A 17,429-nucleotide genomic window follows, 5' to 3' on the forward strand; every position below is an offset into this window, starting at 1 on the left:
GCTCACGGCCCGACCTCCATCTCGTCGGCGAAGTGGTCCAGGCGGCCGGCCGCGTGGTCGATCCACCGCAGGTCCGCCTCGATGTGGAACAGCTGGAAGTCGATGAGCAGCCCGTCACGCAGCGACGAGGTGCGCCGCGCCGACGTGAGCTCCCGCATCACCTTGAGGTGCGCCTCGCGTTGCGTGTCGAGGTACTCCAGTGCGGGCCGCCCCGCCATCAACGCCAGCAGAACCTTCTGGAACAGCACCGTCTGGAGCTGCGGTTGCGGCTCCTCCGGCTCGGACAACCAGCGCTCCAAGTCCGTCACCCCTTCCGCGGTGATCGAGTAGCGCTTGCGGTCGGGCCCGGCCCCCGACTCGACACCGGCGATCGTGACGAGACCGTCGCGCTGCAGTTGCGCGAGCGTCCGGTACACCTGGCCGAACCGCACCGGCCGCACGGCGCCGAACCGCCGGTCGTAGGACTGCTTGAGGTCATAGCCGTGCCGGTCGGCCTCCTGCAACAACCCGAGCAACGCGTACGACACCGTCATGCTCCGTGACTATACCCGGTGGGTATACCCGGCGGGAATAGTCACCGGACGACGCGTGCCTATGGCGCGTGCGAGCATTCGCACCGTGGACATCGACCGCTGCTGGGACATCATCGAGGCGGCCCGGGCCGAGGCGGCCGTCGACTGGAAGGGCCTGGGCGAGCACGACCTCGACGTCGCCCTGGCGACCGCGCTGATCGCGCGGCTGGCCCAGCTGGGCGCCGACAAGATCGCGGAGTTCGAGGTCCTGTCCTCCTCACTGCGCAGCCACCTCGACCGCGACGACGTCTACCAGGCCGCGTTCCTGCTGACGCACGGCTGCGGCGACGACGGCTTCAGCGACTTCCGCGCGGGCATCGTCGGACTGGGCCGCCACTGGTACGACCTCGTCCTGCAGGACCCGGACCACCTCGCCGACCACCCCGCGGTCCGCGGCATCGTCACCGGCGACGTCGACCAGCACGTCCTGCGGATGGAGGCCTTCCAGTACGCGACCACCGACGCCTACGGACAGGTCACCGGCGACGAGGACGCCCTCTACGACCACGCGGCCCGCATATCGGCCGAGGTCGACGACGAGCCGGAGCCGACACCGCCGTCCCCGCCACGGCGGCTGCCCCGGCTCGCGGCGATGTTCCCGGAAGCGCAACGCACCTACGACCACTTCCATCCACCCACCCCGCCGGCACCGTGACCACCACCCACGGCCCGCTCAGTCGTCCCGGCCGCGCCGGATCTCGCCGCACGTCACCCACATGACCGGCGGCAGCACACCCGGCGGACGAGCGCGCTGCCTGCGGCAGTCCAGGGCACGCTCGCCCGACCCGGTGGCACCGCCCCTTGGCCGTCAACCGCGACGAGCCGGTTTCACTCCGGTCCGGTGCCGGCCTGCCGCCCGATGCGTTCCCGGCTCACACCGCCAGAGATCACATTCACCCATGCGATTCTCCGGTCGTGGGCCATGTTCTGCCTGGCCGCGGCGAGCAGGGCCTCGGCGATCTCGGGCGCGTGCTTCTTCATGGCGGCCGCGCGCTCATACGGCGCCAGCGAGTTCCACGCCGCCCGCTCAGCGCTCTCGGTCGTCATCGGTCCCGTCCCTCGTTCGCCTGCCAACCGGGCGGGGGTCCGACCCGCAACAGCAGGTCGTCGTACCGGGCGAACGCCTCGTCGATCAGTCCGGGTGGCACGGATGCCTCGTCGACGGCGAGGGAGTCGATCGACGGCGCATCCTGCGGCCGGGCATCGGCGGTCGCGGGGGCGTCCTGTCGCTCGGTCGGCGCCTCCGCGGGACGGGTTGGCGGTCCGGTGGCTCCGACAGGTGAGGTCGTCGGCGTCGCGGACTGGAACGGTGTCGGAGACCGATCCGCGGTTGCGGTGCCGAATCCGGCTGAAGGACCGTCCCGGCCCGATTCGAGCGCCCGCATCAGCGCACGGCTGATGCGGCCGAACTCTGCCGCGTCACGCGTGACGGACAGTGTCACCCGCCGGCCCTGGTACTCCGCCGACAACACATGCTGACGTGGCCCGCATCGCACATAGGAGAAAATGGCTCCCTCCAGCGGCAGCAGAGCGACTGCCAGCAGCACGACGCCCACCGATCCGGCGGCGTTGCTCCGCGAGTCACCCCGGATAGATGCCTGATGAGAAATCGACCAGCTCACTGACAAAGACTTCTGATGTGACCAGGACGCCGTGCAGGGAGTAATGCGTGGGGGCGTGCCGGGTCATGCCGGAGACATCATCACTGCGAGTCATGGCGTTCCACCTTTACATCAGTGGCTCCGACTTCGCGGCGAACGCCGGCGGCACGATGCACCGGGCGACCCAATGGCGTCCTTCAGTGCGTGGGCGGACGCCGTGCCCCGCCGCGGCGGCCCAGTGGCGCCACGCGGGCACCGCACGGGCACGGTGGCGCCGCGCGGGCACCGCACGGGCACGGTGCGCCGCGCGGGCACCGCACGGGCCCGGTGGCGCCGCGCGGGCACCGCACGGTGGTCCGGTGACGCTGCGCAGGCGGCTTGCCCGCACGCCGTCGCGGGGCCGTGGGGCGCGGGCGGGCGACGTGTGTCCTCGCGCGAGCCGCCGCGGATCGTGGGTGCGGCGGCTCGCCGTGCTGGTCGTGGCGGGGTCAGCCGCGCTCGACGAGGTGGCCGACGATCTCCGGGGCGCGGAGCTGGGCGCCTGAGCCGTCGCGGCGCTGGTCGGGGGCGGGCAGGTCGCGGGGCTCGCCCTTGGTGGAGGAGGCGGCGGGGCGGGCGCCGACCCAGGCGAGGACCAGGTGGGTCTCGCCCTTGAGGAAGCGCTGGGCGCGGACGCCGCCGGTGGCGCGGCCCTTCGCCGGGTAGAGGCGCAGCGGGGTCATCTTGGCGTTGCCGATGGTGGCGGTGACGACCATGGGCTCGCCGTGCTGCGGGTCGTGGGTGTTGACGGCGCCGAAGAAGAGGACCTGGGCGCCCTCGGGGAGGGCGATGCCGGCCATGCCGCCGCCCTTGAGGCCCTGGGGGCGCACCAGCTTGGCGGGGAAGCGCAGCAGGGAGGCGTCGGAGGTGACGAAGGCGAGGGTCTCGGCGCCGTCGACCAGCCAGGTGGCGCCGACGACCTCGTCGCCTTCGCGCAGGCCGATGACCTCGAACTCGTCGGCGCGGACGGGCCACTCGGGGGCGCAGATCTTCACCATGCCGTTGCGGGTGCCGAGCGCGAGGCCGGGTGAGCCTTCGACGCCGGGGCCGCCGAGCGGGGCGAGGGCGACGACGGTCTCGCCGGCCTGGAGCGGGACCAGCTCGGCGGTGGACATGCCGCCGCGCAGGGAGACGGTGCCGGCCTGCTCGGGCAGGACCGGCAGGGGCAGGACGTCGACCTTGAACGCCCGGCCGAGGCTGGTGACGAGCAGGACCTGGCCGCGGGCCGTGGTGTGCACGACGGCGCGGACGGTGTCGTGCTTGTCGCGGCCGGCCTTGCGGTTGCCCTCGGGAGCCTCCTCCGACTCGGCTGCGGTGCGGGCGACGAGGCCGGTCGCGGACAGCAGGACCTGGCACGGGTCGTCGGACACCTCGAGCGGGCCGGCGGGGACGGACGCGGCGAGGACCTCCTTGAGGTCGCCGTCGATGAGGGTGGTGCGGCGCGGCTGGGCGAACTCCTTGACCACGGCGGCGAGCTCGTCGGAGACGACCTTCTTGAGGATCTTCTCGTCGTCGAGGATCTGGCTGAGCGCGGCGATCTCCTCGTTGAGGCGGGCCTGCTCGGCCTCCAGCTCGATGCGGTCGTAGCGGGTGAGGCGCCGCAGCGGGGTGTCGAGGATGTAGGTGGCCTGGATGTCGCTGAGGCCGAACTCGCTCATGAGCGACGCCTTGGCGGCGGCCGCGTTCTCGCTGGCGCGGATGAGGGCGACGACCCGGTCGATGTCCAGCAGCGCGACGAGCAGGCCGTCGACGAGGTGCAGCCGGTCCTGGCGCTTCTTGCGGCGGAACTCGGTGCGCCGGGTCACGACCTCGTAGCGGTGCGCCAGGAACACTTCGAGCAGCGGCTTGAGGCCGAGGGTCTGCGGCTGGCCGTCGACGAGGACGAGGTTGTTGACGCCGAAGGACTGCTCCAACGGGGTCAGCCGGTAGAGGTCGGCGAGCAGTGCCTGCGGGTTGACGCCGACCTTGCACTCGATGACGAGACGGGTCCCGTTTTCCCGGTCGGTGAGGTCCTTGACGTCGGCGATGCCCTGCAGGCGCTTGGTCTTGTTGACCTCGTCGGTGATCTTCTCGATGACCTTCTCGGCGCCGATGCCGTAGGGCAGCTCGGTGACGGTGATCGCCTGCCGGCCGCGGCTGCCCTCGAGCAGGCCGATCTCGATCCGGCCGCGCATGCGCACGACGCCGCGGCCGGTCTCGTAGGCGCGGCGGACCTCGTCGAGGCCGAGCAGCAGCCCGCCGGTCGGCAGGTCGGGGCCGGGGACGAACTCCATGAGCTTGTCCAGGGTGGCGGCCGGGTGGTTGATGAGCCAGCGGGCCGCGGCGACGACCTCGCCGAGGTTGTGCGGGATCATGTTGGTGGCCATGCCGACGGCGATGCCCGAGGATCCGTTGACCAGCAGGTTGGGGAACGAGGCCGGCAGCACCGACGGCTCCTCGAGGGAGCCGTCGTAGTTGGGCCGGAAGTCCACGGTGCCCTCGTCGAGCTCGCCGACGAGCAGCATCGCCTCCCGGGACATCCGCGCCTCGGTGTATCGGGAGGCGGCCGGCCCGTCGTCCGGGGAGCCGAAGTTGCCGTGGCCGTCGATGAGCGGCACGTTGAGCGAGAAGTCCTGCGCCATGCGGACCATCGCGTCGTAGATCGCGCTGTCGCCGTGGGGGTGGTACTTACCCATGACGTCACCGACGACGCGGGACGACTTGACGTGGCCACGGTCGGGGCGGTGCCCCTGCTCGCTCATCGAGAACAGGATCCGGCGGTGCACCGGCTTGAGGCCGTCCCGCGCGTCGGGCAGCGCGCGGGAGTGGATGACCGAATACGCATACTCCAGGTAGGAGTCCTCGACCTCGGTGACGAGCGGGTTGTTGAGGACCCGCGCGCCCGCCTGATCGAAAGCGGACAGGTCGGCCTTCATTGGTGTGGCCTTGCGTGCCATGTCGGCGGACTACCCTTCCTGACTCAGGCGTCGATGTTCTCTTGGTCGACCCGCGGCGCGGCGTCGATGAGCCAGTTGCGACGGGGCTCGACCCGCTCACCCATGAGCAGCTCGAGGACCTCCTCGGCCTTCTCGACGTCGTCGAGGGTGATCCGCCGCACGGCCCGGGTCGCCGGATTCATCGTGGTGTCCCACAGCTCGTCGGCGTCCATCTCACCGAGACCCTTGAACCGCGGGATCGGCGTGACGACCTGCTTGCCGGCCTTCTCCAGCCGGGTGACGGTGCTGACCATCTCCGCCTGCGTGTACGTGTAGATCGTCTCCGAGTTGCGGCCCTTGGTGACGATCTTGTGCAGTGGCGGCACGGCCGCGTAGAGCCGGCCGTCGGCGATCGCCGGGCGCATGTACTTGGCGAACAACGTGATGAGCAGGGTGCGGATGTGCGAGCCGTCGACGTCGGCGTCGGCCATGATCAGAATCCGCCCGTAGCGCATCGCCTCGAGGTCGAACGTGCGACCGGAGCCGGCGCCGAGCACCTGCACGATCGCGGAGCACTCGGCGTTGTCCAGGACCTGCTGGATGTTGGCCTTCTGCACGTTGAGGATCTTGCCGCGGATCGGCAGCAGCGCCTGATACTCCGAGGAGCGGGCCATCCGGGCGGTGCCGAGGGCGCTGTCGCCCTCGACGATGAACAGCTCGCTGCGCTGCACGCCGGTGGAGCGGCAGTCGACGAGCTTCGCCGGCATCGACGCGCCCTCCAGGGCGGTCTTGCGCCGGGCGGCGTCCTTCTGCTGCTTCTGCGTGAGACGCACCCGCGCCGCGTCGACGATCTTCTGCAGGACGGTGCGGGCCTCGACCTTGGTCTTGCGGGCCTCGACCCACGCCTTCACCTGCTGCTCGACGATCGCCTGCACGACCCTGGTGACCGGCGCCGTGGACAGCTCGTCCTTGGTCTGCGACGTGAACTGCGGCTCGGGGATGCGCACGTGGATGACCGCGGTCATGCCCTCCAGCACGTCGTCGAGGGTCGGCAGGTCCTCCTTCGGCCGCAGCAGGCCGCGGGTGTTGCGGATCGCGTCGGCGAGGGCCCGCAGCGCGCCGCGCTCGAAGCCGCGCCGGTGCGTGCCGCCGTGCACGTTGCGGATCGTGTTGGTGAACGACTCCACGATGCGCTCATAGCCGGTGCCCCAGCGCAGCGCGATCTCGATCTCGGCGCGGCGCTCGACGTTGGCCTTCATGACGCCGTTCTCGTCGGCGGCATTCTCCTTGTAGGTGCCCTCGCCGGTGATGTGCAGCATGCCGCAGACGGCCCGGTCGCCGGAGGGCGCCAGGAACTCCACCATGTCGGCGAGGCCGTTGGGATACTGGAACGTCTCGGTGGCGATCTGCCCGCCGGTCGCGTCCTTGAGCACATAGGCCACGCCGGGGACGAGGAACGCGGTGTTGCGCAGCTTGGTGCGGACCGTCTCGATGTCGAGCGTGGCGCCGGTCTCGAAGTAGCGGGCGTCGTGCCAGTAACGGATCGAGGTGCCGGTGGACTGGCCCCGCTTCATCCGGCCGATGACGCTGAGCCCCGAGCGGCGGGTGAACGGCGCGGCCGGGCCGGCACCGTCGAAGTCGCCGGGGACACCGTGCTGGAAGGCCATGTGGTGGACCTTGCCGCTGTGGCGCACGGTGACGTCGAAGCGGTGCGACAGCGCATTGACCGCGGACGCGCCGACGCCGTGCAGGCCGCCGGAGGTCTTGTAGCCGGAGCCGCCGAACTTGCCACCGGCGTGCAGCCGCGTCAGCACCAGCTCGACCCCCGACATGCCCGACTTCGCGTGCACGTCGACGGGGATGCCGCGGCCGTCGTCGTCGACCTGGACGGAACCGTCGGCGTGCAGGGTCACCTCGACGCGGGTCGCGTAGCCCGCGATGCCCTCGTCGGTGGAGTTGTCGACGATCTCGTTGAACAGGTGAGCGACGCCGCGGCTGTCGGTCGAGCCGATGTACATGCCGGGCCGCTTGCGGACAGCGTCCAGCCCTTCGAGGAGCGTGAGGTCGTCAGCCCCGTACAAGGTCTCGGGTTGTGCGGTCAACTCGATGCTCTCCAATGATCCTGGTGCGCTGCTGCCCGCGAGCGTAGCCGCAGGGTCTGACAATTCCGTGGCACCCTCGCCGGATGTGGTGCCCGCCGCGTCGTGAAAAGCAAACCCGCACCCGGAAAACCAACTGCAAGGTTGCTCCTCAGGTGCGGGCAGGTCTCGCCGATGTCCCGGTCAGACGCTGTTTCAACGCCGTTCGCCGAATGAGGTGCGCCCCCGTGACCGCTCCTACCGCTCCGCCGCGCTCCGGTCCGCTGCGCGCCTTCCACGACATGCGGGTCGGCAGCAAGATCTACCTTGCCGTCGTCATCGTCATCCTCGTGGCGGTCGGCGTCGGCGGGTTGTCGATCGCGCGGATGAGCACGCTCAACGACCGGCTCACCACGATCAAAGAGCAGAACGTCGATGGCCTGCGCTACGCAGACGCCGCGCGGGGCGGTATCGAGAACATGTACTCAGACCTGGCATTCTACTTTGCGGTCGAGGTCAACAATCCGCAGGGGCCGGACGTAGCGAAGTACCTGACGATGGTCCGCGCCGACGACAAGATCGTCGACGACGCGGTCGCGGCCTACCGGGCGGCCAAGAACGGCGCCAACGAGACGCCGGTGCGGGCGTTCGAGGCGGCCGCCACGCAGTACCGGGCCCTGCGCGACACGGTGGTGTTCCAGCAGCCGCCGGCCGGTGTCACCATCCCCACCGGCCAGGCCGAGGTGGTCAAGGCGTTCCGCGACGGCCAGGACCAGATGGACGTGCGGCTCCAGGAGCTCGTCGATGCCGAGGTGGCCAGCGCGGGCGCGCAGGTCAAGGCGACCACGGACACCTACCACGCGGCCGTGCGCCTGATCGTCGCCGTGATCGTCGTGGGCCTGCTGCTCGCGGTGCTGCTGGCCACGGCCATCACCCGGCGCATCGTGCGGCCGCTGCGTGAGGTGTCGCAGTCCCTGGCGAAGGTGGCGGCCGGCGATCTCACCCACACCGTCCCGGTCACGTCCCGCGACGAGGTCGGGCAGATGGCGGCGTCGCTCAACCAGGCCACCGAGTCGGTGCGGGAGACCGTCCGCGCGTTGCGTACGAGCGCCGACACGTTGTCGTCCAACTCCTCGCAGCTCACGTCGCTCAGCGACCGCATCGCGGTGAACGCCGACTCGGCCAGCACCCAGGCGAGCTCCGCGGCGAGCAGCGCCGACCAGGTGTCGCGCAACATGCAGACGGTCTCCACCGGCGCCGACGAGATGGGCTCGTCGATCCGTGAGATCTCCGCGAGCGCCAACGAGGGCGCCCGGGTCGCCGCGCAGGCCGTGGCGGTGGCACAGTCGACGAACGCGACGATCGCGAGCCTCGGCGAGTCCTCGGCGCAGATCGGCTCCGTCATCAAGGCGATCACGTCGATCGCGGAGCAGACCAACCTGCTCGCGCTCAACGCCACCATCGAGGCCGCCAGGGCCGGTGAGGCCGGCAAGGGCTTCGCCGTCGTCGCCGGCGAGGTCAAGGACCTGGCGCAGGAGACCGCGAAGGCGACGGAGGACATCTCCCGCCGGGTGGAGGCGATCCAGGCCGACACCGGCCGCGCGGTCGAGGCGATCAGCGAGATCGGCGACATCATCGCCCGGATCAACGACTACCAGGTGACGATCGCCAGCGCCGTCGAGGAGCAGACCGCGACGACGAACGAGATGAACCGCAACGTCGGTGAGGCCGCCGGCCTCGGCGCGGAGATCGCCGCGCACATCAGCGGGGTCGCCACCGCCGCGCAGGCGACGGCGCAGAGCACCGGCGAGAGCCGCCAGGCCGCCGCGGAGCTGGCGGCGCTGTCCGACGAACTGCGCGGCCTGGTGTCACGGTTCAGGTACTGATCGAGCCGCGGAACCTGGCGACCGTCGCGATGATCTCCGCCTCTGTGCGGTCGTTGAGCCGCAGCGGTACCAGATAGCGCACGCGGCCGCCGCCCACGGTGACGACGAGCGTGCGGGCGAGCAGGACCCGGCGCGGGCCGGCCCGCTCGACGGACTCCCACGGGACCCAGACCGCGCGGGCCCACATCGCCTGCGAGTTCCTGACCCAGAGACCGGCGTGGTCGAGGGCGAGCACCGGGCCCGCCGCGACGACCAGGCGGACGGCGACGGCGACCACCGCGGCGAACGCCAGCAGCGCGCAGAACCCGAGCGCCACGACAGCGACGAGGTCGCCGCCGGTGCGGTCCGGGGACTCGCCGGCGAGCAGGCCGAACGCCAGCAGGCCGGTCAGCAGCACCCAGATCGCCAGGAAGACCATGCCGAGGAACACCGCCATCCGCCCGGCGCTGCGCCGCACGACGAAGGGCAGATCGCCCGGAATCCGTTTCTGGGGCGCCGGCGGCGCACCACGCCAGGACGGCGGCCTCGGTGCAGTCACGCGAGCAGGATACGGTCAGCCGCTCGTGCGGTCGATCCACGAGCGGTAGCTGTCCCCGGTGCCGTGCGTCTCCATGTAGTACTCACGCAGGTCGCTGCGGGTGATGAAGCCGGCGATGAAGAACAGCAGGCCCGCCGCGAAGAGCCCGGCGATGCCGTGCACCCACAGATACCACTCCGGCACGGCTCGCGCGTACTCCTGCCGCAGCAGCTCCGGCTCGTCGCCGGTTGGGGCGACCGCCCACTCGGGGCCGCCGACGAGCCCGCACAGCAGGGCGAGGGCGAGCAGCGGGCCGATGACCCAGATCGCCGCCCTGATCTTCGGGCTGTGCCGGCGTACAACCAGCGCCAGCGCTGTCACGATCACGGCGCCGACGGAGGCGACCAGCAGGTTGTTGGTGTAGTCCGCCTCGACCTGCTGCAGCTGCCGCGGCGACATGAGCACGCTGTGCAGCGCCGCCAGGTCGCGCTGCACGACCGCGGTCACGGCGGCGTCGAGGACCAGCAGCACAGCGGTCGCCGCGACGGACCAGAACACCAGCCGCACCTGGGTACCCACCTGCATCGTCACACGGTATCGGGGCGACGCGGGCCGTCGCAGCCCCGTTTCGAACCCTCCAAAGCGACCGGCATGGTGCACAATTCCCCGGTGGATCCTGTGATGGCCCTGGCCGGGCTCGGTGTCGGCGTCGTCGTCGGCCTCACCGGCATGGGCGGCGGCGCGCTGATGACACCGATTCTCGTGCTGTTCTTCGGGATCCCTCCGCTCGCGGCGGTCTCCAGCGACCTGGCCGCGAGCGCGGTGATGAAGCCCTTCGGCGGCTGGGTGCACGCCCGCCGCGGCACGGTCAACTGGGCGCTGGTGCGATGGCTGTGCCTGGGCAGCGTGCCGTCGGCGTTCCTCGGCGTGCTGCTCATGCGGGCACTCGGCGACGGCGAGTCGGTGCAGGACGTCGTCCGGGTCGCGCTCGGCGTCGCACTGCTGCTCGCGGTCGCCGGCCTGCTGATCAAGGCGTACAAGGGGAGCAAGTCCGACAAATCCGAAATGCACCAGAAAATCGTGATCAGGCCGGTGCCCACCGTGCTGCTCGGCGCGCTCGGCGGGGTGGTCGTCGGGATGACCTCCGTCGGGTCCGGCTCGCTCATCATTGTGATCCTGCTCGCGCTGTACCCGATGCTGCGCCCCAACGACCTCGTCGGCACCGACCTGGTCCAGGCCATCCCCCTGGTCGCCGCCGCGGCACTGGGCCACGCGATCTTCGGTGACCTGAAGCTCGACCTCGCCGCCGCGGTCCTGGTCGGCTCGGTGCCCGGCGTGCTCATCGGCGCCCGGCTGTCGTCGCGGGCGCCGGCCGGCGTGGTCCGAGCGGCGCTGGTCATCGTGCTCATCGCCAGCGCGCTGAAGCTGTTCGAGGTGCCGACGCCCGCGGTCGGCGCCGTGGTCGGGGCCGCCACGGTCGCGGCCGTCGTGATCGCGATCCGCCGGCGTCAGGCATCTTCCGCGGGTGTACCGGCACCGCCCGCCGAACCGGTCGCCGTGCTCCTCACGGGGCGGGACCAACCGCAAGATCGGCGCACGGAGGACGAGACGGACGCGAAAGGGGCACAATCCCAGTGAGAGTGTGACCTCGCTGAAGGAGTGCTTGATGTCTCACGGCCGACTCAACCAACTGCCCGAGTGGGCTGCGCTGGCGAAACACCGCGCCGAGCTGGGTGAGGTGCACCTGCGGGACCTGTTCGCCGACGACCCCCGGCGCGGCGAGAAGTACTCCCTGCAGGTCGGCGACCTGTATCTCGACTACGGCAAGCACCTCGTCACCGACGAGACCCTCGGCCTGCTGCGCGACCTCGCCGCGGCGCGCGGGGTCGCCGGCCTGCGCGACGCCATGTTCCGCGGCGACCGGATCAACTTCACCGAGCACCGGGCGGTGCTGCACACCGCGCTGCGCGCGCCCCGCGGCGCGGTCGTCGAGGTCGACGGCGAGAACGTGGTGCCGAAGGTGCACGCGGTGCTGGACCGGATGGCGGCCTTCGCCGAGCGGATCCGATCCGGCGAGTGGACCGGCTTCACCGGTAAGCGGATCTCCACGATCGTCAACATCGGCATCGGCGGCTCCGACCTCGGCCCCGCGATGGCCTACGAGGTGCTGCGCGCCTACACCGACCGCAACCTGGAGATGCACTTCGTCTCCAACGTCGACGGCGCAGACCTCTACGAGGCGGTCCGCGCCGCGGACCCGGCCACGACGCTGTTCATCGTGTCGTCCAAGACCTTCACCACGATCGAGACGATCACCAACGCGACCGCCGCCCGCCAGTGGATCCTCGAGGCGTTCGGCGACGACGCCGCGGTCGCGAAGCACTTCGTCGCCGTGTCGACCAACGCCGGCGAGGTCGCGAAGTTCGGCATCGACACGACCAACATGTTCGAGTTCTGGGACTGGGTCGGCGGCCGCTACTCCTACGACTCCGCGATCGGCCTGTCGCTGATGATCGCGCTCGGCCCGGACGGGTTCCGGGAGATGCTCGACGGGTTCCACGCCATGGACGAGCACTTCCGCACCGCCCCGCCGGAAAGCAACGCGCCGCTGCTGCTGGGCCTGCTCGGCATCTGGTACCGCAACTTCCACGACGCGCAGACCCACGCCGTGCTGCCCTACAGCCACTACCTGTCCCGATTCACCGCATACCTGCAGCAGCTGGACATGGAGTCCAACGGCAAGTACGTCGACCACGACGGCCACCCGGTCGACTGGCAGACCGGCCCCGTCGTGTGGGGCACCCCGGGCACCAACGGCCAGCACGCCTACTACCAGCTGATCCACCAGGGCACGATGCTCATCCCGGCGGACCTCATCGGCTTCGCCCAGCCGGCCCCTGGCCTCGGCGTGTTCGCCGACCAGCACGACCTGCTGATGGCCAACCTGTTCGCCCAGGGCCAGGCGCTCGCCTTCGGCAAGACGTCGCAGGAGGTCGCGGCCGAGGGCGTGGCCGCCGCCGAGGTCCCGCACCGCACGTTCCGCGGCGACCGCCCGACCACGACGATCCTCGCCGACAAGCTGACCCCGTCGGTGCTGGGGCAGCTGATCGCCCTGTACGAGCACAAGGTCTTCGTCCAGGGCGCCATCTGGGACATCGACTCCTTCGACCAGTGGGGCGTGGAGCTGGGCAAGGTCCTCGCGAAGCGGATCGAGCCGGCGCTCACCGGGGCCGGGGACCTGTCCGCGCTGGACTCCTCGACCGCCGCCCTGGTCTCCCGCTACCGGGCGCAGCGCGGCCGCTGAGTGCCGGTCACCGACGACGAGCTCGCTCGGATGTCGCCGTCCGAGCGGGCCGACCTGGCCCGGCGCCTCGCCCGCCTGGCGCCGGCGCCGATCGCGTCCCAGACCGCCGCCGAGCACGCCCGGCGCCGGTTCGTCGTCGTGGTCGCCACCGCCAGCCTGCTCATGATCCCGTGGGTGGCGGCGCTGGCGTGGACGCTGCCGCCGCGGTACCTCGCCGGTCACTGGCGGGCCACCTGGGTGGGCTTCGACCTGGTCCTCGCCGCCGCCCTCGCGCTCACCGCGTGGGCGGCGGTGCGCCGCCGCCAGGTCGTCGTGCTGACCGCGGTCCTCAGCGCCGCCCTGCTGGCCTGCGACGCGTGGTTCGACCTCATGACGGCGGCCGGCCCGGACCGCTGGGTCAGCCTCGGCACCGCCCTGCTGATCGAGCTGCCCCTGGCGGGCTGGCTGTTCTACACCGCGCACGCCCTGGTCCGCCTGAGCATGCGCCACCTGCTGACTCTGGCCGGCGAGCCCGTCACCGACGTGCCGCTGCGGCGCATGCCGCTGTTCGGCGTCCCGCCGCGCCGCCGGCGCGGTCCTTAGCTACGGTGCGCGTATGGCGACCCACTGGACCCTCGGCTGCGACGCCGCCGACCCCGCCGCACTCGCCGCGTTCTGGGCGGCCGCGCTGCGCTACGTGCCCGAGCCCGGCTACGACGAGCCGGACGGCGCCTCGATCGTCGACCCGGACGGCGTCGGCCCGGCAATCGGCTTCCTGCGCGTACCAGAGGGAAAAACCGCCAAGAACAGGATGCACATCGACATCCGGGTGGCCGGCGAACCGCCGTGGGACCTGGCCGAACGGGCCCGGCTCATCCGCGACAGGGCCGCCGAGCTGGTCGCCGCGGGCGCCACGCTGGTGCGCGAGGTGACCTACGACGAGCAGCTCGGCAACATCGTCATGCTCGACCCGGAGGGCAACGAGTTCTGCGTCGCCTGAGCGGTCAGCCGACGCCTGTTCAGCCGCGCAGGTCCTCCACGAGGGTCGCCCGGGTCGGCGTCCAGCCCAGCGAGCGGGCCTTCGCGCCGGTCGCCTGCTGGTCCAGCAGCAGCGCGTCGGCGAACGGCGCACCGAGCCGCTCCCGGGACGCCTCGACGCTCTCCGGTGCCACCCCGGCGCCGCCGGACGCGGCCTCGGCGACCTCGCGGACCGTCGGGTTCACCCCGGACGCGGCGACCACGTAGCCGAGGCGCTCCCGCCGCTCGACCACGGTGACGTACAGCGCGGCCACGTCCTCGACGTGGACGCTCGTCCAGTGCTGGCTGCCGTCGCCGACCAGCCGGACCCGGCCCTGCTCGTCCCGCCCCGGCGCGAGCACCCCGGCGGGGATGCCGCCGCCGTGCCCGTAGACGATCCCGGGCGCCACGATGGTGGCCGTCAGGTCCGCGTCGAGGACCGACCGCTCGACCGCCCGCCGCCACGCGGTCAGCGCCGGCGGCGCGAACGGCGCGTCCTCGGCGATGTCGGCGTTGTCGCCGTACACCCAGACCCCGCTGGTGTGCACGTACGGCTTGCCGGTCCCGGACAGCGCCTCCACCGCGGCCGCCACGACCGCCCGGTCGAACTGCTCGCTGGTCCCGTCGCCGGGGGCCGCGGTGTGCACCACACCGTCGGCCGCCGAGAACAGCCGGGCCGTCCACGCCGTGTCGTACAGGTCCCCGACGGCCGGCTCCGCACCCGCCTTACGGACCTTCGCCGCGGCCTCGTCACTGCGCACCAGCGCCGTGACGGCGTGCCCGGCGGCGACGAGCTGCTCCAGCACCACAGATCCGATGTACCCGGTCCCACCGGTCAATACGATCTTCATGGAACGACCGTAGGGCCGGGCAGGAGTCCGGCGCAGCGTGACCAACGCCGCGCCGCTGACCGGGAATGCCCCCGCGACGAGGGTATTCCCGGTCACCGTCGTGACGATGGCGATCGTCCGGCCGTTCTCGGCGGCCGACGATTCCGTACCGTCGTCGCCCTCAGGTCAGGGCGGCCGCCTTGCGCAGCAGCACCGCGCGCTCCGGGGCGTTGCGGCACAGCCGGGCGGCCAGCTCCAGCTCCTTGCGGGCCTCGGCGGTGCGGCCGAGCCTGATGAGCAGCTCGCCGCGGACCCCCGGCAGCAGGTGCGAGCCCGGCAGCCGGTCGGTGGCCACGAGCTCGTCCACGATCGACAGCGCCCGCTGCGGCCCGCTCGCCATGGCGACGGCGACGGCCCGGTTGAGCTCGACGACGGGCGAGGGCGCGATCCGCCCGAGCGCCTCGTACAGCAGCACGATGTGATCCCAGTCCGTCTCCCCCACCGACGCCGCGGTCGCGTGGCAGGCCGCGATCCCGGCCTGCAGCCCGTACGGGCCGAGCCCCCGCCCGAGGTTCGACGCCGTGCCGAGCGCGGCGAGCCCCCGGCGGATCGCCGAGCGGTCCCACAGCCGCCGGTCCTGGTCCTCGAGGAGCACCGCCTCCCCGTCGGGCCCGGTGCGCGCCGGGAACCGGGCCGCCGTCAGCTCGAACAGCGCCTGCAGCCCGTACACCTCCGGCTCGTCGGGCAGCACCGCGGCCAGCATCCGGGCCAGCCGCATCGCCTCGTACGCCAGATCGGGCCGCAGCAGGTCATCCCCGGCCGTCGCGGTCGAACCCTCCGTGAAGATCACGTAGAGCACGCTCAGCACCCCGCCGAGCCGCTCCCGCCGCTCGCCCGCCGGCGGCAGCTCGAACGGCACCTTCGCCGCGGCGATCGTCTTCTTCGCCCGGGTGATCCTCGCCTGCACCGTCGGCACCGGCACCAGAAACGCCCGCGCGATCTCCTCGCTGGCCAGCCCGCCGACGGTGCGCAGCGTCAGCGCGACCCTGGCCTCGGGCGCCAGCACCGGGTGGCACGCCACGAACATGAGCGCCAGGATGTCGTCGTCGATGCGGTCCGGGTCCCACGGCAGGTCGTCGCCACGCACCGGCGGCGTCACGGCCCCCGTGGCCGCCTCACCCTCGGCGAGCTGACCGGCGAGCACCGCGTACCGGTCGTCCCGCGCCGACCTGCGCCGGTAGCTGTCGATGGCCCGTCGCCGAGCGGTCGCGAGCAGCCACCCCACCGGGTTGTCCGGCGCCCCGTCCCGTGACCAGCTGACCAGGGCCTCCGCCACCGCCTCCTGCGCGACGTCCTCGGCGAGCTCGAAGTCGCCGGTGTACCGGGCGAGCGCCGCCACGATCCTCGCCGACTCGATCCGCCAGACCGCCTCGACGGCCCGCCGCGCCCGCGCGTCGGCGACGGGAGGGCCGCCCGTGGGCGGCCCCTCGCTGCCGGTCGGCATCAGAGCTGGCCGGTCCGCTCGCGCCACGCCCGCTCCTTGACGATCCACTCGTTGTCCTGCGGGAACTCGTCGATGCTCGGCACCCGCCGGATCTCACACTTCGAGCCGGCGCCCGCCGGGAGCCGCTTGGCCCACTCGACGGCCTCTTCCTTGCTGGCCACGTCGAGCAGGTAGAAGCCGCCGAACAGCTCCTTCGTCTCCCCGTACGGACCGTCGGTGACCACCGGCGCCTCACCGTCGAAGTGCACCACCACACCGGCCGCCGGGTCGTCCAGCCCCTCGGCGGCGACGAGCACACCGGCCCGCATCAGTTCCTCGTTGAACCGGCCCATCGTCTCGAGCATCTCCTCGAACGGCGTCTCCATCATCTTCGCCATCGACTCGTCGGTGCCGCGCATGATCAGCATGTACTTCGTCATCGTGGTTTTTCTCCTTGCCTTTCGGGGTCGCCCCTCGACCCTCTCACCCCTAGGTCGAACGACGTGGCCACCGATCGACAGCGCCCCGAAGAAATTTCCCGGATCGGTCAGGGGGTGGTCCCGGCTTTGACCGCGGCGCCTGCGATGACCACTTCGAGGCAGTCGCGGAACAGGTCGTCGACGGTGCGGCCGGGGCGGAAGTACTCGGTGATGGCGGCCACGACGGTCGGGTGCTGCTCGGTGAATGTGGCCATGTCGAGGTCCTTGACCGCTTCGGCGTCGGGGCGGGGGGCTTGTTCCTCCAGGACGTGGCCGACGGTGAAGCGTTCGACGGTCAGGACGATGACGCGGGCATGTCGCAGGGGGACGCCGCGGGCCACCAGTGTGCTCATGGCCAGTTCGGAGATTGCTGCCATGGTGCGGGAGAGCTGGGAGGCGGAGATGACGCGGGCGCCGTCGGGGTGGGCGAGCAGGGCCCGGCGCAGCCGTCCGGCGAGCCCGCTCAACCAGTCCTGCCAGGGCTGGTCCGGCTCAGGTGGTGACATGTCGCCGAATTCCTGGTCGAGGATGGCGTCGGCGATCGCGGTGACCAGGGCCGCCTTGTTGGGCAGGTGCCAGTAGAGGGTCGGTGACTGCACGCCGAGCCGGGCGGCGAGCTTGCGTGTCGTCACGCCGTCGAGGCCCTCGGCATCCAGCAGGGCGACGGCTTCGGCGACGATCCGCTGTCGGTCTAGCGCCACTTGGTACCTCCCCACCGGCACTCTATCA

18 protein-coding genes are annotated in these 17,429 nt (G+C 71.6%); 6 read left to right on the forward strand and 12 right to left on the reverse strand.

The features are described from left to right. Positions 1-2: 2 nt before the first annotated feature. Positions 3-533 carry a PadR family transcriptional regulator gene (locus OHA72_RS54670; protein WP_327004018.1) on the reverse strand — a complete coding sequence of 177 codons (531 nt, stop codon included), beginning with the start codon at positions 531-533 and terminating at the stop codon, positions 3-5. 85 nt (positions 534-618) lie between these two features. Between OHA72_RS54670 and OHA72_RS54675 the strand changes: the two genes are divergently transcribed. Then, positions 619-1,227 (forward strand): DUF4240 domain-containing protein, encoded by a 609-nt coding sequence (locus OHA72_RS54675; protein WP_327004019.1) that lies wholly within the window; start codon positions 619-621, stop codon positions 1,225-1,227. Positions 1,228-1,400: 173 nt separating this feature from the next. Here OHA72_RS54675 and OHA72_RS54680 read toward each other — a convergent pair whose 3' ends face one another. From OHA72_RS54680 to OHA72_RS54700, 5 genes are all read right to left on the reverse strand, one after another. Then, the gene (locus tag OHA72_RS54680; RefSeq protein WP_327004020.1) at positions 1,401-1,619 is read right to left on the reverse strand and encodes a hypothetical protein; all 219 of its coding nucleotides are present in this window, start codon (positions 1,617-1,619) and stop codon (positions 1,401-1,403) included. Then, positions 1,616-2,119 (reverse strand): DUF6232 family protein, encoded by a 504-nt coding sequence (locus OHA72_RS54685; RefSeq protein ID WP_327004021.1) that lies wholly within the window; start codon positions 2,117-2,119, stop codon positions 1,616-1,618. Before OHA72_RS54685 ends, OHA72_RS54680 begins: the two co-directional genes overlap by 4 nt. A 34-nt stretch (positions 2,120-2,153) precedes the next feature. Beyond that, positions 2,154-2,288: a hypothetical protein gene (locus OHA72_RS54690; RefSeq protein ID WP_327004022.1), complete on the reverse strand. Its 135-nt coding sequence runs from the start codon at positions 2,286-2,288 to the stop codon at positions 2,154-2,156. 373 nt (positions 2,289-2,661) lie between these two features. Continuing rightward, complete coding sequence (locus OHA72_RS54695; protein ID WP_327004023.1) at positions 2,662-5,148, reverse strand: DNA gyrase/topoisomerase IV subunit A; 2,487 nt, start codon at positions 5,146-5,148, stop codon at positions 2,662-2,664. A gap of 23 nt (positions 5,149-5,171) precedes the next feature. Further along, the gene (locus OHA72_RS54700; protein WP_327004024.1) at positions 5,172-7,229 is read right to left on the reverse strand and encodes a DNA gyrase/topoisomerase IV subunit B; all 2,058 of its coding nucleotides are present in this window, start codon (positions 7,227-7,229) and stop codon (positions 5,172-5,174) included. A gap of 224 nt (positions 7,230-7,453) precedes the next feature. Here OHA72_RS54700 and OHA72_RS54705 point away from each other — a divergent pair, with 224 nt between their 5' ends. Further along, positions 7,454-9,091, forward strand: a complete 1,638-nt coding sequence (locus tag OHA72_RS54705; RefSeq protein ID WP_327004025.1) for a methyl-accepting chemotaxis protein — start codon at positions 7,454-7,456, stop codon at positions 9,089-9,091. Here OHA72_RS54705 and OHA72_RS54710 read toward each other — a convergent pair. Next, positions 9,081-9,629 (reverse strand): hypothetical protein, encoded by a 549-nt coding sequence (locus OHA72_RS54710; protein ID WP_327004026.1) that lies wholly within the window; start codon positions 9,627-9,629, stop codon positions 9,081-9,083. The two genes, OHA72_RS54705 and OHA72_RS54710, sit on opposite strands and share 11 nt — an antisense overlap. A 15-nt stretch (positions 9,630-9,644) precedes the next feature. Further along, the gene (locus tag OHA72_RS54715) at positions 9,645-10,193 is read right to left on the reverse strand and encodes a hypothetical protein (protein ID WP_327004027.1); all 549 of its coding nucleotides are present in this window, start codon (positions 10,191-10,193) and stop codon (positions 9,645-9,647) included. Positions 10,194-10,277: 84 nt separating this feature from the next. On the opposite strand from OHA72_RS54715, the gene OHA72_RS54720 reads away from it, so the two are divergent. Genes OHA72_RS54720 through OHA72_RS54735 form a run of 4 tightly spaced genes read left to right on the forward strand, consistent with a single transcriptional unit; the run spans position 10,278 to position 13,891 of the window. Next, a complete protein-coding gene (locus OHA72_RS54720) occupies positions 10,278-11,246 on the forward strand; it encodes a sulfite exporter TauE/SafE family protein (RefSeq protein WP_327004028.1) in 969 nt (322 codons plus the stop codon). A gap of 28 nt (positions 11,247-11,274) precedes the next feature. Then, positions 11,275-12,912 carry a glucose-6-phosphate isomerase gene (pgi, locus tag OHA72_RS54725; RefSeq protein WP_327004029.1) on the forward strand — a complete coding sequence of 546 codons (1,638 nt, stop codon included), beginning with the start codon at positions 11,275-11,277 and terminating at the stop codon, positions 12,910-12,912. Positions 12,913-12,942: 30 nt separating this feature from the next. Next, entirely contained in the window at positions 12,943-13,494 is a 552-nt protein-coding gene (locus OHA72_RS54730; RefSeq protein ID WP_327004030.1) for a hypothetical protein, read from the forward strand. Between the two features lie 13 nt (positions 13,495-13,507). Then, on the forward strand, positions 13,508-13,891 hold the full coding sequence (locus OHA72_RS54735; RefSeq protein WP_327004031.1) for a VOC family protein: 384 nt from the start codon (positions 13,508-13,510) through the stop codon (positions 13,889-13,891). Between the two features lie 19 nt (positions 13,892-13,910). On the opposite strand, the gene OHA72_RS54740 is transcribed toward OHA72_RS54735, so the two are convergent. From OHA72_RS54740 to OHA72_RS54755, 4 genes are all read right to left on the reverse strand, one after another. Continuing rightward, a complete protein-coding gene (locus OHA72_RS54740; protein WP_327004032.1) occupies positions 13,911-14,759 on the reverse strand; it encodes an NAD-dependent epimerase/dehydratase family protein in 849 nt (282 codons plus the stop codon). A gap of 160 nt (positions 14,760-14,919) precedes the next feature. Further along, the gene (locus OHA72_RS54745) at positions 14,920-16,269 is read right to left on the reverse strand and encodes an RNA polymerase sigma factor (protein WP_327004033.1); all 1,350 of its coding nucleotides are present in this window, start codon (positions 16,267-16,269) and stop codon (positions 14,920-14,922) included. Continuing rightward, entirely contained in the window at positions 16,242-16,661 is a 420-nt protein-coding gene (locus OHA72_RS54750; RefSeq protein WP_327004034.1) for a YciI family protein, read from the reverse strand. Before OHA72_RS54750 ends, OHA72_RS54745 begins: the two co-directional genes overlap by 28 nt. A 107-nt stretch (positions 16,662-16,768) precedes the next feature. After that, positions 16,769-17,401: a TetR/AcrR family transcriptional regulator C-terminal domain-containing protein gene (locus OHA72_RS54755; protein ID WP_327004035.1), complete on the reverse strand. Its 633-nt coding sequence runs from the start codon at positions 17,399-17,401 to the stop codon at positions 16,769-16,771. Positions 17,402-17,429 lie beyond the last annotated feature (28 nt).

The sequence above is a fragment of the Dactylosporangium sp. NBC_01737 genome, from assembly GCF_035963215.1.
Classification (GTDB): domain Bacteria; phylum Actinomycetota; class Actinomycetes; order Mycobacteriales; family Micromonosporaceae; genus Dactylosporangium.

What these genes read in the sequence shown, in the direction of transcription:
- OHA72_RS54670 (WP_327004018.1), bottom strand. Translation starts at nt 533, where the DNA reads ATGACGGTGTCGTACGCGTTGCTCGGGTTGTTGCAGGAGGCCGACCGG.
- OHA72_RS54680 (WP_327004020.1), bottom strand. Translation starts at nt 1,619, where the DNA reads ATGACGACCGAGAGCGCTGAGCGGGCGGCGTGGAACTCGCTGGCGCCG.
- OHA72_RS54690 (WP_327004022.1), bottom strand. Translation starts at nt 2,288, where the DNA reads ATGACTCGCAGTGATGATGTCTCCGGCATGACCCGGCACGCCCCCACG.
- OHA72_RS54695 (WP_327004023.1), bottom strand. Translation starts at nt 5,148, where the DNA reads ATGGCACGCAAGGCCACACCAATGAAGGCCGACCTGTCCGCTTTCGAT.
- OHA72_RS54715 (WP_327004027.1), bottom strand. Translation starts at nt 10,193, where the DNA reads ATGCAGGTGGGTACCCAGGTGCGGCTGGTGTTCTGGTCCGTCGCGGCG.
- pgi (WP_327004029.1), top strand. Translation starts at nt 11,275, where the DNA reads ATGTCTCACGGCCGACTCAACCAACTGCCCGAGTGGGCTGCGCTGGCG.
- OHA72_RS54730 (WP_327004030.1), top strand. Translation starts at nt 12,943, where the DNA reads ATGTCGCCGTCCGAGCGGGCCGACCTGGCCCGGCGCCTCGCCCGCCTG.
- OHA72_RS54735 (WP_327004031.1), top strand. Translation starts at nt 13,508, where the DNA reads ATGGCGACCCACTGGACCCTCGGCTGCGACGCCGCCGACCCCGCCGCA.
- OHA72_RS54740 (WP_327004032.1), bottom strand. Translation starts at nt 14,759, where the DNA reads ATGAAGATCGTATTGACCGGTGGGACCGGGTACATCGGATCTGTGGTG.
- OHA72_RS54750 (WP_327004034.1), bottom strand. Translation starts at nt 16,661, where the DNA reads ATGACGAAGTACATGCTGATCATGCGCGGCACCGACGAGTCGATGGCG.